This is a genomic window from Frondihabitans sp. PAMC 28766 (assembly GCF_001577365.1).
GTDB lineage: Bacteria > Actinomycetota > Actinomycetes > Actinomycetales > Microbacteriaceae > Frondihabitans.
The window spans coordinates 3,791,570-3,804,785 of record NZ_CP014513.1 but is presented as its reverse complement, the minus strand read 5'-3'; the positions used below and the strand labels follow the sequence as shown (position 1 = coordinate 3,804,785).

At 69.9% G+C, this 13,216-nt stretch carries 12 protein-coding genes; 6 read left to right on the top strand and 6 right to left on the bottom strand.

Going from position 1 to position 13,216, the window contains the following annotated elements; translation table 11 throughout:
• Window positions 1–7 precede the first annotated feature (7 nt).
• Both AX769_RS18225 and AX769_RS18220 read right to left on the bottom strand, forming a co-directional pair.
• Window positions 8–319, bottom strand: coding sequence for an acyl-CoA carboxylase epsilon subunit (locus AX769_RS18225; protein ID WP_066282083.1), 312 nt, complete (start codon window positions 317–319; stop codon window positions 8–10).
• A complete protein-coding gene (locus AX769_RS18220) occupies window positions 316–1,887 on the bottom strand; it encodes an acyl-CoA carboxylase subunit beta (RefSeq protein ID WP_066283984.1) in 1,572 nt (523 codons plus the stop codon). Before AX769_RS18220 ends, AX769_RS18225 begins: the two co-directional genes overlap by 4 nt.
• A 131-nt stretch (window positions 1,888–2,018) precedes the next feature.
• Here AX769_RS18220 and AX769_RS18215 point away from each other — a divergent pair, with 131 nt between their 5' ends.
• The 4 genes from AX769_RS18215 to AX769_RS18200 are packed head-to-tail and all read left to right on the top strand — an operon-like array spanning window position 2,019 to window position 6,478.
• Window positions 2,019–3,752, top strand: coding sequence for a hypothetical protein (locus tag AX769_RS18215; RefSeq protein ID WP_157887720.1), 1,734 nt, complete (start codon window positions 2,019–2,021; stop codon window positions 3,750–3,752).
• Window positions 3,749–4,552 (top strand): biotin--[acetyl-CoA-carboxylase] ligase, encoded by an 804-nt coding sequence (locus AX769_RS18210; protein ID WP_066282079.1) that lies wholly within the window; start codon window positions 3,749–3,751, stop codon window positions 4,550–4,552. The genes AX769_RS18215 and AX769_RS18210 overlap by 4 nt, the downstream gene beginning before the upstream one ends.
• A 47-nt stretch (window positions 4,553–4,599) precedes the next feature.
• Complete coding sequence (locus AX769_RS18205) at window positions 4,600–5,112, top strand: PH domain-containing protein (protein WP_239451847.1); 513 nt, start codon at window positions 4,600–4,602, stop codon at window positions 5,110–5,112.
• A gap of 55 nt (window positions 5,113–5,167) precedes the next feature.
• Complete coding sequence (locus tag AX769_RS18200; RefSeq protein WP_066282078.1) at window positions 5,168–6,478, top strand: UDP-glucose/GDP-mannose dehydrogenase family protein; 1,311 nt, start codon at window positions 5,168–5,170, stop codon at window positions 6,476–6,478.
• Between the two features lie 34 nt (window positions 6,479–6,512).
• On the opposite strand, the gene AX769_RS18195 is transcribed toward AX769_RS18200, so the two are convergent.
• From AX769_RS18195 to AX769_RS18185, 3 genes are read right to left on the bottom strand one after another with little or no spacing between them, the layout of a single operon-like run.
• On the bottom strand, window positions 6,513–7,316 hold the full coding sequence (locus AX769_RS18195; RefSeq protein ID WP_066282076.1) for an ATP-binding cassette domain-containing protein: 804 nt from the start codon (window positions 7,314–7,316) through the stop codon (window positions 6,513–6,515).
• 1 nt (window position 7,317) lies between these two features.
• Window positions 7,318–8,358: an ABC transporter permease gene (locus AX769_RS18190; protein WP_082763922.1), complete on the bottom strand. Its 1,041-nt coding sequence runs from the start codon at window positions 8,356–8,358 to the stop codon at window positions 7,318–7,320.
• 3 nt (window positions 8,359–8,361) lie between these two features.
• Window positions 8,362–9,477 (bottom strand): substrate-binding domain-containing protein, encoded by a 1,116-nt coding sequence (locus AX769_RS18185; protein WP_082763921.1) that lies wholly within the window; start codon window positions 9,475–9,477, stop codon window positions 8,362–8,364.
• A gap of 241 nt (window positions 9,478–9,718) precedes the next feature.
• On the opposite strand from AX769_RS18185, the gene AX769_RS18180 reads away from it, so the two are divergent.
• Both AX769_RS18180 and purE read left to right on the top strand, forming a co-directional pair.
• Window positions 9,719–10,861, top strand: coding sequence for a 5-(carboxyamino)imidazole ribonucleotide synthase (locus tag AX769_RS18180; protein WP_066282074.1), 1,143 nt, complete (start codon window positions 9,719–9,721; stop codon window positions 10,859–10,861).
• A 289-nt stretch (window positions 10,862–11,150) separates the two neighbouring features.
• The gene (gene purE / locus AX769_RS18175) at window positions 11,151–11,618 is read left to right on the top strand and encodes a 5-(carboxyamino)imidazole ribonucleotide mutase (protein WP_066283971.1); all 468 of its coding nucleotides are present in this window, start codon (window positions 11,151–11,153) and stop codon (window positions 11,616–11,618) included.
• Window positions 11,619–12,062: 444 nt separating this feature from the next.
• Here purE and AX769_RS18170 read toward each other — a convergent pair whose 3' ends face one another.
• The gene (locus AX769_RS18170; protein ID WP_066282072.1) at window positions 12,063–13,202 is read right to left on the bottom strand and encodes a glycosyltransferase family 1 protein; all 1,140 of its coding nucleotides are present in this window, start codon (window positions 13,200–13,202) and stop codon (window positions 12,063–12,065) included.
• Window positions 13,203–13,216: the final 14 nt, after the last annotated feature.

Here is a 13,216-nt window from a genome sequence, read left to right as displayed (position 1 = left end):
GAACCGGTCATGCCGGATAGCGCCGCCACTGTTCGGGGCCCGCGTGGACGGGCTGACGGAGAGGTCGACGCGACTGCGACCACGCCGACTCGACCTGGGGCCGCGAGAGACGCGCGGCGGCGTTCGCGGCCTCTTCGGCGGCGAGGGCCGCGAGCACGGCCGTCACTGCGGCCAGCTCGGCGTCGGTCGGATCGCCGGCGACCACACGGATCGTCGGGTCGGCGCCGGTCGCCTCCTCGGCGGCAGCCGGGGCAGACGCGACCGCAGCCCCCTCGGACGCCGCGTCGCCCGCCGCCGAGGCCGAGTGCTTGCCGCTCACAGCGGGATGTTCCCGTGCTTCTTCGTCGGCTGCGTGGCGCGCTTGGTGCGGAGCGCCCGCAGGGCCTTGATCACGGCGGTGCGCGAGGCGGCCGGCTCGATGATGCCGTCGAGCTCGCCCCGCTCGGCGGCGAGGAAGGGCGACGCCACGTTGTAGGTGTAGTCGTTGGCGAGCTTCGTGCGCACCGCGTGCACGTCTTCGCCCGAGTCGGTCGCGCGCTTGATCTCGGAGCGGTAGAGGATGTTGACAGCGCCCTGCCCGCCCATGACGGCGATCTCCGACGTCGGCCACGCGAGGTTGATGTCCGCGCCGAGTTGCTTCGAGCCCATCACGATGTACGCCCCGCCGTAGGCCTTGCGGGTGATGACTGTGACGAGCGGCACCGTGGCCTCGGCGTAGGCGTAGAGCAGCTTGGCACCGCGGCGGATGATGCCCGTCCACTCCTGGTCGGTGCCGGGCAGGAAGCCGGGGGTGTCGACGAGCGTCAGGATCGGGATCGAGAACGCGTCGCAGAATCGCACGAACCGCGCCGCCTTCTCGCCGGCGTCGATGTTGAGCGTGCCGGCCATCACGTTGGGCTGGTTGGCGATGATGCCGACGGAGCGCCCTTCGACGCGGCCCAGGCCGATGACGATGTTGGGGGCGAAGAGCGGCTGCACCTCGAGGAATTCGCCGTCGTCGAGGATGTGCTCGATGACGGTGAGCATGTCATACGGCTGGTTGGGTAAGTCGGGGATCAGCGTGTTGAGTGCGCGATCGGCGTCGGTGGTTTCCATCTCGGGCGCGAGGTCGAACACCGGCGGGTCGGAGAGGTTGTTGTCGGGCAGGTAGCCGAGGAGGGTCGCGACGTAGTCGAGCGCGTCGTCCTCGTCGCTCGCGAGGTAATGCGAGACGCCCGAGATCTTGTTGTGCGTGAGGGCGCCGCCGAGCTCTTCGAACCCGACGTCTTCGCCGGTGACCGTCTTGATGACGTCGGGCCCGGTCACGAACATCTGCGAGGTCTTGTCGACCATGATCACGAAGTCGGTGAGGGCTGGCGAGTAGACCGCGCCGCCGGCCGCGGGGCCCATGATGATCGAGATCTGGGGGATCACGCCCGACGAGGCGGTGTTCAGCTTGAAGATCTCGCCGTACTTGCCGAGGGCGACGACGCCTTCCTGGATGCGGGCCCCGCCCGAGTCGAGGATGCCGATGATGGGCACCCCGGTGCGCAGTGCGAGCTCCATCACCTTGATGATCTTCTCGCCGGCGACCTCGCCGAGCGACCCGCCGAAGGTGGTGAAATCCTGCGAGTAGACGGCGACGTTGCGGCCGCCGATCGTGCCCGTGCCGGAGACGACGGAGTCGCCGTAGGGCCGCTTGGCGTCCATTCCGAATGCCGTCGTGCGGTGTCGCACGTATTCGTCGAGCTCGACGAACGAGCCGTCGTCGAGCAGCTGTTCGATGCGCTCGCGCGCCGTCTTCTTGCCTTTGGCGTGCTGCTTGGCGACGGCGGCTTCGCTCGGGCCGGTCACTGCGTCGTGGAAGCGGTTCTTGAGGTCGGCGATCTTGCCGGCGGTGGTCGCCATGTCGGGCTCGGTGGTGGAGTCTGGAGTCACGGCGTCCACCCTACTAACCGCCGAGTCGCGACACGGTGGAGGAACCTGCCAAGTCTGCGGCCCGAACCTCGTCCCCTGACGACTTCGGCTACTCTCCGAACGTGCCCATGAAACCGCGCCCACGCGTCGCGGTCGAAGCCTTGGGTCTGATCCTGTCAGCCGCCTGGGCCGTCATCCTGCTCGCGCACGCCCTCGGCGGAGCCAAGCGTGCCCTGCTGCTCGACGACGGCGACACGGTGCTGCTGCCGATGATCAAGCAGTCGTTCGAGCGCGGCCAGCCGATCGAGTGGGGCATGTCGCCGGTGCTCTTCGTCTTCCCCGAGCTGCCGCTGTATCTCGCGGCCGCCGCCGTGACGTCGACCGTGGCGGCGGCCCTCCTGGTGAGCGGGGTCGTCAACGTCGTGATCCTGTACGGCCTGCTTCGGGCCGTGACGGGGCGCGTCGCCCCGGGCCGCGCGGGCGTCGGAGTCGCCGCCGCCCTCAGCGCCACCGCGCTCTTCTCGGTGCTCTCGCTGCTCGAGACGCGGCCCGGCGGCAACTCGGGCGAGATCGCGTCGCTCTACCTCACCACGACCTACTATTCGGGCACGGTCATGGCCCTCGTGGCCGCGATCGGGCTGACGCTCCACCTGGCGGGAGTGCCGGGCGGCAGGATCACGACGAGGCGCAGGATGCGGGTCGCTCCCATCGCTCTCGCACTCCTGTCTGCGCTGGCGACCCTGTCGAATCCCCTCTTCGTGCTGTGGGCCACCGCGCCCCTCGTGGTGGCGCTCGGCGCACTCGCGCTGCTCACACGCTTCACGCCGGCCCGCACCCGCTCCGGCCCCCGACGGCCCGTGACCGCCGCTGCCGCCCTCCTCGTCGGCGCGGGTGTCGGCTATCTGGGGCGGGAGCCGCTGCAGCGCTTCATCATCGCCGACAAGACGGAGTACCTCCGCTTCGGCGGCGGGGCCGCGAGCCTGCGCTTCTTCGGCGACTCGGCAGCCGTGCTCGTGCAGACGCCCGGGGGAGTGGTGGAAGCCGCCGTCGGGATCCTGCTGACCGTGGCCGTCGTGGTGCTCACCATCGGCCGCCTCACTCGCGGCCGCCGCGACCCGGCCACCGTCGCGGGCCTCGTCGTCGTCGCCACCGTCGTGGTGGTGCCCGTGGGGCTCCTGGTCACGGGGAGCCTCTCGACCCGGTATGCCATGCCGCTCATGTTCACGCCGATCGTCGCTCTCGCCGCGCTGGTGGCCGATGCGCTGGTGCATCGTCGGCCGCGGGCCTGGCGCGAACGGGTGCAGGGCCGCGAGCAGGAGCAGGGCCGAAAGGGGCAGCAGGGCCGGGGCCGCCGGGTGCCGGCCGTGGTCGCCGGGGTGGCGGTCGTGCTGTTGCTCACGGTCGTGCTGGTCGTGCCGGGTGCGGGGCGCGTCGTGGCGGCCGGGCGATCTCTCGGTGATCCTGCGGCCGGCTGCCTGACGAACTGGGCCCGGGGCAAAGACGTCGCCGGCGTCGCGCAGTTCTGGACCGGCCGGCCGTTGGAGGCGTACGGCGGAGCCGACGTCGACGTGCTGCAGGTGAACTCCGACTTCACGGTCTACCCGTGGCTCGTGAACCTGGCTGCCTACCGCGATGCCCGGGTAGGTTACGTGATCGTGGCGACCGGGCCGACGCCCGGCGACCACCTCGAGGGATGGGGAGACTCCGTGACGGATCTCGGAACACCGCGGGCAGTCGTCCGCTGCGACGGCTACGACATCGATGACTTCAGAGGGACTCCCGGCGAGACGGCTCTCACGCAGCGCGTCGAGGGCAGCGCGCGCGTCCTCGCGGCACTGCGGGGGCTCGGCTGGTGACCTCCTCCGTCTTTCCGATCTCGTCCGCCGTCAGCGGCCACTTCGACTACCGCGTGACGACGGGCTCGACCAACACCGACCTGGTGGCCGAGGCGGGGGCGCTGCCCGATCGCGCCGTCATCGCCTCCCTCGACCAGCGAGCCGGCCGAGGTCGCCTCGATCGCGCCTGGTCGTCGCCGGCCGGCCAGACGCTCGCGGCCAGCGTGCTGCTGCGGCCGCGCAGATCCGGCGGCGAGCCGCTCGGCGACGACGACTGGGCCTGGTTCCCGCTGCTCGCCGGCACCGCTCTGCACGGCGCGATCGGCGGTCTCCTGCCCGACGCCGACGTCACGCTCAAGTGGCCGAATGACGTGCAGATCCGGGGGCTCAAGGTGTCGGGCCTCCTCGCCGACCTCGTGATCGTCGACGGGCGGCCGGATGCCGTCGTGATGGGCTCCGGCATCAACCTCACGATCCCGCCCGAGCGCCTTCCCACCCCCACCTCGACGTCACTCGCGATCGAGGGCGCCGAAGGCAGCGCGGACGACATCGGCGACGCCGTGTTCGCGGCCTACCTCGAGCGCCTGTTCTCGCTCGTCGACGCGCTCGCCGCGGGCGGCGAAGGGGCCGTGCGCGACGCGGTCACCGCGGCCTGCGCGACCGTCGGCCGCCGCGTCCGCGTCGAGCTGCCCGACGGCACGAAGCGCCACGGTCTGGCTCAGGCGCTGGGCGAGGGCGGGCGCCTCGTCGTCCTGGAGGATGACTCTGGCGAGAGTCTCGTGGTTGCCGCCGGAGACGTGACGCACCTGAGGTATGAATGACGCATGTCCGCCGATGAGCCCGCCTTCCGCGAAGGCACCCCGAGCAGGTGATCGCGCGCCTCCGGCCGCACGCCCGGGTGCTGTTCTGGCCGTCGGTGGCGCTCGTCGCGATCTGCTTCTTCGCCTCGTTCGGTGCTGGTCGGCTGCCCTCCGCGTGGATGAACCAGGCCGTGCCGATCGTGGCGATCGTGCTCGTGATCCTGCTGTGGCTGCTGCCGCTGCTCGCCTGGCTGGGGCGGCACTACACGATCACGACGCGCCGCATCGTGATCCGCCGCGGCCTCTTCGTGCGCACCCGGCAAGAGCTGATGCACACCCGCGGCTACGACCTGACGGTGCGGAAGAACGGCATTCAGAGTCTCTTCCGCTCGGGCGACGTGCTGATCAACTCCGGTCTGGACCGGCCCGTCGTGCTGTGGGACGTGCCCTCGGCCGACCTGGTGCAGTCGACGCTGCACGACCTGATGGAAGAGAACATCTCGGCCGTCGCCCGCATGCGCCAGCAGGAGCAGACGATGCCACCCGACGCGTCGACGTATTGGAACGGCGGCACGGTGTGAACCTCTCGTACCGCGCCTGACGAAACCGTCGCTCGCCGTCCGTTAGGGTCGATCCGTGCGAATCTCTGTCATCGGATGCGGTTACCTGGGCGCCGTTCATGCGGCCTGCATGGCTGAACTCGGCCACGACGTCGTCGGCATCGACGTCGACGAACACAAGGTCTCGGAGCTCTCCGCCGGCCGCGCCCCCTTCTTCGAGCCGGGCCTGCCCGAGGTGCTCACCCGCGCGGTCGCCACGGGGCGCCTCCGCTTCACCACCGATATGTCGCAGGCGCAGGATGCCACCGTGCACTTCGTCGCCGTCGGCACCCCTCAGACGAAGGGCAGCTTCACCGCCGACCTGACGTACGTGAACGCCGCGATCGACGGCCTCCTGCCCTACCTGTCAGAGGGCGACCTCGTCGTCGGCAAGTCGACCGTGCCGGTCGGCACCGCGGCGCGCCTCGCGGGGATCATCGAGGGGGCGGGCAGCGGCGCCCACCTGGCCTGGAACCCCGAGTTCTTGCGCGAGGGCTTCGCCGTGCAGGACACCGTGGCTCCCGACCGCTTCGTCTACGGCGTCCCGGCGGGCGAGCCGGGTGTGCGCGCCGCCGAGCAGCTCGACGAGGTCTACGCCACGGCGCTCGCGACCGGCACCCCGAAGATCGTCACCGACTACGCCACCGCCGAGCTGGTCAAGGTCAGCGCGAACGCCTTCCTCGCCACGAAGATCTCGTTCATCAACGCGATGGCCGAGGTCGCCGAGGCGACCGGCGCCGACGTGACCCAGCTGGCGGATGCCATCGGCCATGACGCCCGCATCGGGCGCAAATTCTTGAACGCCGGCCTCGGCTTCGGCGGCGGCTGCCTGCCGAAAGACATCCGCGCGTTCCGCGCCCGCGGCGACGAGCTCGGCCTGAGCGACACGCTGGCCTTCCTCGGCCAGGTCGACGCCATCAACCTGCGCCGCCGCGAGCGGGTCGTGACCCTCACCCGCGAGCTCGTCGGCGACCTCCAGGGCGCGAAGATCGGCGTGCTGGGGCTGGCCTTCAAGCCGAATTCCGACGACGTGCGCGATTCGCCGGCCCTCGACGTGGTGAAGAAGCTCGTCGAGGCGGGGGCGACTGTGACCGCCTTCGATCCTGAGGCCAACGGCACCGCGACGCGCAGCCTGCCGTCGCTCGTGACGGTCGGCAGCGCTGCGGAGGCCTATGCCGGAGTCGACGCCCTGCTCGTGCTGACGGAGTGGCAGGAGTTCCGCGATCTGGTGCCTTCGGAGGTCGCCGCCGCCGTCGCGCAGAAGAAGGTCGTCGACGGCCGGAACTGCCTGAACGTCGCCGAGTGGCGAGAAGCCGGCTTCGAGCTGCGGGGTCTGGGGCGCCCCTGAGCGCGACCGGGCCCGCCTCACGCGGCCTCGCGCGTCAGGCAGGCCCGCGAGCCTCTCCGAGCAGCTGCCCGCGATTGCCCGCCAGGCTGCCGCCTCGCCGGTACTCGTTGGCGACGAGGTCGAGCAACTCTTCGGCGCTCGTCTCCGACGTCTTCTTGTCGAGCGTGATCTCACCGTGCTGCAGCAGGTTGACCCGGTCGCAGACGTCGAACACCTGCGTGTAGTTGTGGGCGATCAGGATGACCGAGACGTCGCCCTTCTCTCGCAGCATCGAGATCAGGTCGAGGATGATCCCGCCCTCCTTGGCGCCCATGGCCGCCAGCGGCTCGTCGAGCAGCAGAATGCTGGCGTTCGAGTACACCGACCTGGCCACGGCGATCGCCTGCCGCTGACCGCCCGAGAGGTTCGCGACCTCGTCGTTGACTGACGCGATCCTGATGCCGATGTCGTCGAGATAGCGCCTGGCATCCTGCCGCATCTTCGACCGCCGCAGGAAGGGGCCGATGCGCGGCTCCTTGTTGAGGAAGAGGTTCATGTAGACAGGCAGGGTGTTGATCAGCGCCAGATCCTGGAAGACCGTCTCGATGCCCCGCGCCCGGGCGTCGGCGATCCCGGACAGGGTCACCTGCTGCCCGTCGAGGTAGAGCGAGCCCGACGACGGCTGGTGGAACCCGGTCAGTATCTTGATCAGGGTCGACTTGCCGGCGCCGTTGTCGCCGATGAGGCCCAGCACCTCGCCCTTGCCGAGGGTGAGGTTGATGTCCTGCAGAGCTGTCACCGACCCGAACTTCTTCGAGACGTTGCGGGCCTCGAGGGCCAGGGGCTGCGCGTCGCTCATGTCACTGCTCCTTCGCTCGCCGGCGGAACCGCGCGAGATAGATGTTCAGGGCCATCGCGAGCAGGATCGCCGCGCCCTCGACGATCGTGAACGTCGTGGCGCTCACTCCCTGGATGTTGAACCCGTCCTCGAGGACCGCCAGCAGCAGCGCGCCGAGCAGCGCGCCGATCACGGTGCCGGAGCCGCCGATCAGGAGAGTTCCGCCGATGACCGCGGCTGCGATGGCCGAGAACATCAGGTCGCTGCCGCCGGCGTTGGGGTCGAACGACTTGGCGATGTGCGTGCCGTCGAGGATGCCCGCGATGCCGGCGACCACCGCCGTCAGCATGAACGCGCGGATCTTCACCCAGCCGACCCGGATGCCCGACTCCGACGACCCGAGCATGTTCGCACCGGTCGCGATGGTGTGGGCGCCGTAGCGGGTCTGGGTGAGCACGATGTGCAGCACCAGGCCGATCGCGAGCGCCCAGACGAGCTCCGACCACTGCGCGCCCCCGAAGATCGCCACGAGGGCGCCGTCTGTGGGAGCAGGAAGGGGCGTGCTGCCAGCGATGGTGAGCGCGATGCCGTGGAGCAGATACAGGGTGCCGAGGGTCGCGATGAACGACGGCAGCTTGATGTACTGGTTCACCAGGCCGTTGAAGAGGCCGATGGCGGCCGCGATCACCAGCGAGACGATCAGCGCCAGCCACAACTGCATCCCGTTGTTGTTCAGGGTCACCATGATGATCGGGATCAGCGCGAACGTCATACCGGCCGACAGGTCGATCTCGCCGCAGATCAGCAGGAACACCTCGGCTGCAGCGATCATGGCGGTCGCCGCGAAGAAGTCCGCGATGTTCGAGATGTTGCCCGAGGTGAGGAACGACGGGTTCGCGATCGCGAAGTAGGCGATGAGCACGATGTTGACGATGAGCACGCTCAACTCGCGCACCCGGAAGATCCCGGCTGCGGCGCGGGCGAACGGCCCGGTGGCGGGCGAGGGCGAGGCGCCCCCGCCCGACGTGGCGGCGCTCGGTGCTGCTGTTTGGTCGATCGCCATGCGTCAGGCCTTGATGTAGAGCTGCTTGGCCGACGAGCCCTCGAACCGGTTGGCCTGCTTCGTATAGGGCGTCACATTGTCTTTCGTGACGAACTTCAGGCCGGTGTTCGTGAAGGGCGGTGCGACGAGGGTGCCCGACAGCTTGTACAGGTAGAGGTAGAGCGTCGGCAGGAAGCCCTGCAGGTAGGCGGACTGGTCGATGGTGAAGTTCAGGATCCCGCTCTGGATCGACGTGATCGTGGTCGCCAGCAGGTCGTATCCGCCACCGAAGTAGCCCGACGACTGCAGGTTGTACTTCTTCATCACGTTGCCGACGCCCTGCGTCGACCCTGCGTCGACGGCGAACAGGCCCTTGTAGTCCTTGTTGCCGGTGTAGAACGCGTCGATGGCGGTCTGCTCGGCGCCCTCGTCGGCTCCGGTGGCGACCTGCTTGACCTGGTAGCCCTTGCCCGCGGCCTTGAGTGCCGCGATCGCGCCGTCGGCGCGTGGCTGGATATTGAGCGAGCCGGGGGTCGCGATGAAGATGGCGATCTTGGAGCCGGACGGGAGGAGCGTCGCGATGCGCTCGCCCATCGCCTGGCCGGAGGCGTAGAGATCCTGCCCCACGTAGTTGAGGCGTGCGTTGCTCGTCACGTCGGCGTTGTACGAGACGACTGGGATCCCGGCGTCGAGGGCCTTCTTGACCGGGTCGTTGAACGCCTTCTCGTCGACGAGGGCGATGGCGATTCCGTCGACCCCCGCGGTGATGGCGGTGTTCATGGCGCTGACCATCTGCGACACGTTGGAGGTCTCCGAACCCGTCCACTGCGGCTTCGGCAGGCCCAGCATTGCGGCGGCGTCCTGAAGGCCGTACTGGGTGGCCTGGAAGAACGTGTTGGTCGTGACGTGGTTGATGAAGGTGAACTTGAAGCCGGGGGTCTTGGCGAAGTCGCCCGGGCCGGTTCCGGCGGCGCTGGCGCCTCCGGACGACGTGCAGGCCGCGAGGAGCGCGCTGGCAGCCGCCCCGAGGCCGACGGCGCCGCCGACGCGAAGGAGACCACGACGGGAGGTACCGGGCGTTTCGGGCTGGGACAGGTCTACGGCGGACGCCATCTGTTCGTGCAGCTGATCTTGGTCCATCGTTACTCCTTCGTATCAACGGTCCGCGAGCCGGTCGAGACCGGTGACCCGCGCGAAGCACTCGGCGGTGAGCGCTCACATGTTTGCACGATGTGAAACCGTGCGCGGTGTGAAGTCTTTGGGAAGTGTCTGCATCCTGTCAAGACAGGACATGGAGGTGGCGTGTCCCGGCCTGAACCCGCACCGGCGACAGCTCCGATACGCTGGACGAGGCTTCGGCCTGACGAGGGAAGACGAGAGCATGGCACTGACGGTTGGCGTGATCGGCGGCGGGCAACTCGCCCGCATGATGGTTCCTCCGGCGGTGCATCTCGGCCTCGAGATCCGGGTGCTCGCCGAGACCGAAGGGTCGTCGGCCAGGCTCGCCGCGACCGAGGTCGGCGACTACCACGACGCCGACACCGTGCTGGCATTCGCCCGCGGGGTCGACGTCATCACGTTCGACCACGAGCACGTGCCGCAGTTGGTGCTACGGGCTCTCGTGGACGCAGGCGTCCAGGTGCATCCGAAGCCCGAGGCACTCTTCGTGGCGCAGGACAAACTCGTCATGCGCGAGCGGCTGTCGGCGCTGGGGCTGCCGGTGCCCGACTGGGCTCGCCTCTCGTCTCCTGCCGACCTCACCGCGTTCCTCGACGAGCACGGCGGTCGCGTCGTGGTGAAGACGGCGCGCGGCGGCTACGACGGCAAGGGCGTGCGCGTCGTGAGGGCCGCCTCGGAGGTCGACGACTGGTTTGCCGAGCTCGCGTCCGGCCACGCTGACATCGGCGACGCGCTGCTCGCCGAAGAGCTCGTCGACTTCCGTCGCGAGCTGGCGCAGTCGGTGGCCCGCCGCTCGAGCGGCGAGATCGTCGCCTGGCCCGTGGTCGAGTCGATTCAGCGCGACGGCGTCTGCGCCGAGGTCATCGCCCCGGCCCCCTCCTCGGCCGGCAACGTGGCCGACATGGCCGAGCAGATCGCGCGCACCGTCGCCTCCGAGCTCGACGTCACCGGTGTCCTGGCGGTCGAGCTGTTCGAGACGACCGACGATCGCATCCTGATCAACGAGCTCGCCATGCGACCGCACAACACCGGCCACTGGTCGATCGACGGCTCGACCACCAGCCAGTTCGAGCAGCACCTCCGCGCCGTGCTCGACCTGCCGCTCGGCGACACCGGCACGCACGAGGCGTGGAGCGTCATGGTGAACGTGCTCGGCGGCCCCGCCACCGGCACGATGGCCGACCGCCTGCCCGCGGCCATGGCCGACCAGCCCGGCGCGAAGATCCACGACTACGGCAAAGACCCGCGGCCCGGCCGCAAGGTCGGCCACGTCACCGCGACCGGCGACGACCTCGATGACGTGGTCTTCCGGGCGCGGGCTGCCGCGGAGCACTTCGTCGGCTGACGCGGGTTCGCGCTCTGCGCCGGCTGTCGCCAGGGTTCCGCCGCCGGGAGGGTGTAACCCTTTTTTTCGATGTACAGGTTCGCCTGAATTCAGGCAGACCTGCGCGGCGCCCGCAGGCGCGCCTGAATTCAGGCGCACCCGGAGTCGTCCCGCGCGAACGCCTTTCGTCGGGACGCCGGCCGCCGTGTGCTTCGGGTCGCCGCGGCGGGGTCGGTAGGCTGACGGGGTGACCGACGTCGTTGATCCTGCAGCCACCGCCAGTCCTGCCGCGCCCCTCGTCGCGCTCGTGATGGGCTCCGACTCCGACTGGCCGACCATGAAGTCGGCGGCCGACGTGCTCACCGAGTTCGGCGTCGCCTACGAGGTCGAGGTCGTCTCGGCCCACCGCACGCCGACCAAGATGATTTCCTTCGGGCAGGATGCCGCCTCCCGCGGTGTCCGCGTCATCATCGCCGGCGCGGGCGGTGCGGCGCACCTCCCCGGCATGCTCGCGTCGGTGACGACTCTGCCCGTGATCGGGGTGCCCGTACCTCTCGCGAAGCTCGACGGCCTCGACTCGCTGCTGTCGATCGTGCAGATGCCCGCCGGCATCCCGGTGGCCACCGTCTCGATCGGCGGGGCGGCCAATGCGGGTCTGCTCGCGGCGCGCATCCTCGGCTCGGGCGAGCCGGCCCTCACCGCGCGCCTCGGCGACTACGCCGCGCGCCTCGCCGACCTCGTCGAGGAGAAGAACGCGCGCCTCAAGGCGTCGCTCTAGCCGCTGCGGCCCGGGCTGCGCGGCGTTGCCCGGCGCTGCGCTGGGGCGCGCCGCCCTCGATCCTCTCCTGCCGACGGGACCCGGCCCGACTTCCTCTCGGGGCTGCGCTGCCGCCGCTGTTTTCCTCTCCGGCGTGCGCCGGCTTCCTCGCGAACTCCTGAGGCACGCTGGGTTCCTCCCGGGCCGCGAGGGATGAGCGCCGGTTCCTCCCGGCAAGGCGTCGCGGAGGGAGGATCGCGTCGGGAGGATCGCGTCGGGAGGGAGGAACACGCCGGGCGTGATCCTCCGGGGGCAGCGCCTTCGGGGCCGTAGTCCTCCGGGGCGCTCGACAACAGCCAGTTTCCCTCCGGCCCAGCGCAGCACTCCTCCCGAAGCGCGACTTCCTCCCGAAGCGCGACTTCCTCCCGAAGCGCGACTTCCTCCCGAAGCGCCGCCCCGGCGCCGTCAGATCTCGGCGTGGAGCTGCCAGACCTTCTCGGCCGAATCCCGCCAGCTGAAGGCCCGCGCCCGGTCGAGGCCGATGATGCCGAGGCGCGTCGAGAGCTCGACGTCGTTGACGACCTGGAACATGGCCTGCGCGAGCCGCTCGGGGTACCCCTCGGCGTCCTCCCGCGGCACGACGATGCCTGCGCCGGCGGCCACCTCGACGAGGGCGGGCGCATCGGAGTGCACCACGGGGGTGCCGAGACTGAGTGCCTCCACCACGGGCAGCCCGAAGCCCTCGGCCATGGACGGGTAGACGAACACCGACGCGCGCTGCAGCAGCACGGCCAGCGTGGCATCCGGAACCCGCCCGAGCACGCGCACGCGCGCCCGGTCGAGGCCGGCGCGGGCGACGACCTCGTCGACCTTCACGTCGCCCCAGCCCTCGGGGCCGACGACGAGCAGCGGAATGTCGGGTGCGTCGGGGTGCGCCATGGCGCGGATGAGGGGCCCGAGGCCCTTGCGGGGCTCGAGCGTGCCGACGCTCAGGGCGTAGCGCTCGGGGAGGCCCAGCGAGTCGGCGATCTCGTCGGCGTCGGCGGGCACGGCGAACTCGGGGCTGACGGCGCCGCCGATCACGCGAAGGCGGTCGCCGAAGTCGAAGATCTCGGAGAGCTCGGACGCCACGGCGTGCGTCGGCACCACTACCGCGTCGGCGTATTTGAATGCGCGCTTGGCCATGGCCTTGTGCCAGCGCACACCCTGTGCGGTGAGGGTCTCGGGGTTCGTCCATGGCACGGTGTCGTGGATCGTGACGGCCGTCTGGGTCGCCGGATCGAGAGACCGGTCGTGTTTGTAGAGCGGGGTGAAGAGACTCGTGCCGTGCACCATGCCGCGCCCGGGAAGCCCCAGTGTGCCGGTCTGCCAGGCGAGCGAGAGCTCGCGGCGGCCGAGCACCGACCGGTAGAGGCTCGCGAGCCCCGGCACGCGGTCTTCGAGGCGGTCGTAGTCCTCTTGGGGGTGGGCCGAGACGATGCCTTCGACGTCGCAGCCCCGCGGGGCGACCTTGATGATCTGACGCGTGAGTTCTTCGGTGTAGCGACCGATCCCGCCCGGCACGGGGGCGAGGATCTGGTCCACTACCACTCGAAGCGTCATCATCGTGTTTGAAAAAC

What these genes read in the sequence shown, in the direction of transcription:
- AX769_RS18220 (WP_066283984.1), bottom strand. Translation starts at nt 1,887, where the DNA reads ATGGCGACCACCGCCGGCAAGATCGCCGACCTCAAGAACCGCTTCCAC.
- AX769_RS18195 (WP_066282076.1), bottom strand. Translation starts at nt 7,316, where the DNA reads ATGAGCGACGCGCAGCCCCTGGCCCTCGAGGCCCGCAACGTCTCGAAG.
- AX769_RS18190 (WP_082763922.1), bottom strand. Translation starts at nt 8,358, where the DNA reads ATGGCGATCGACCAAACAGCAGCACCGAGCGCCGCCACGTCGGGCGGG.
- AX769_RS18185 (WP_082763921.1), bottom strand. Translation starts at nt 9,477, where the DNA reads ATGGACCAAGATCAGCTGCACGAACAGATGGCGTCCGCCGTAGACCTG.
- AX769_RS18180 (WP_066282074.1), top strand. Translation starts at nt 9,719, where the DNA reads ATGGCACTGACGGTTGGCGTGATCGGCGGCGGGCAACTCGCCCGCATG.
- purE (WP_066283971.1), top strand. Translation starts at nt 11,151, where the DNA reads ATGGGCTCCGACTCCGACTGGCCGACCATGAAGTCGGCGGCCGACGTG.
- AX769_RS18170 (WP_066282072.1), bottom strand. Translation starts at nt 13,202, where the DNA reads ATGATGACGCTTCGAGTGGTAGTGGACCAGATCCTCGCCCCCGTGCCG.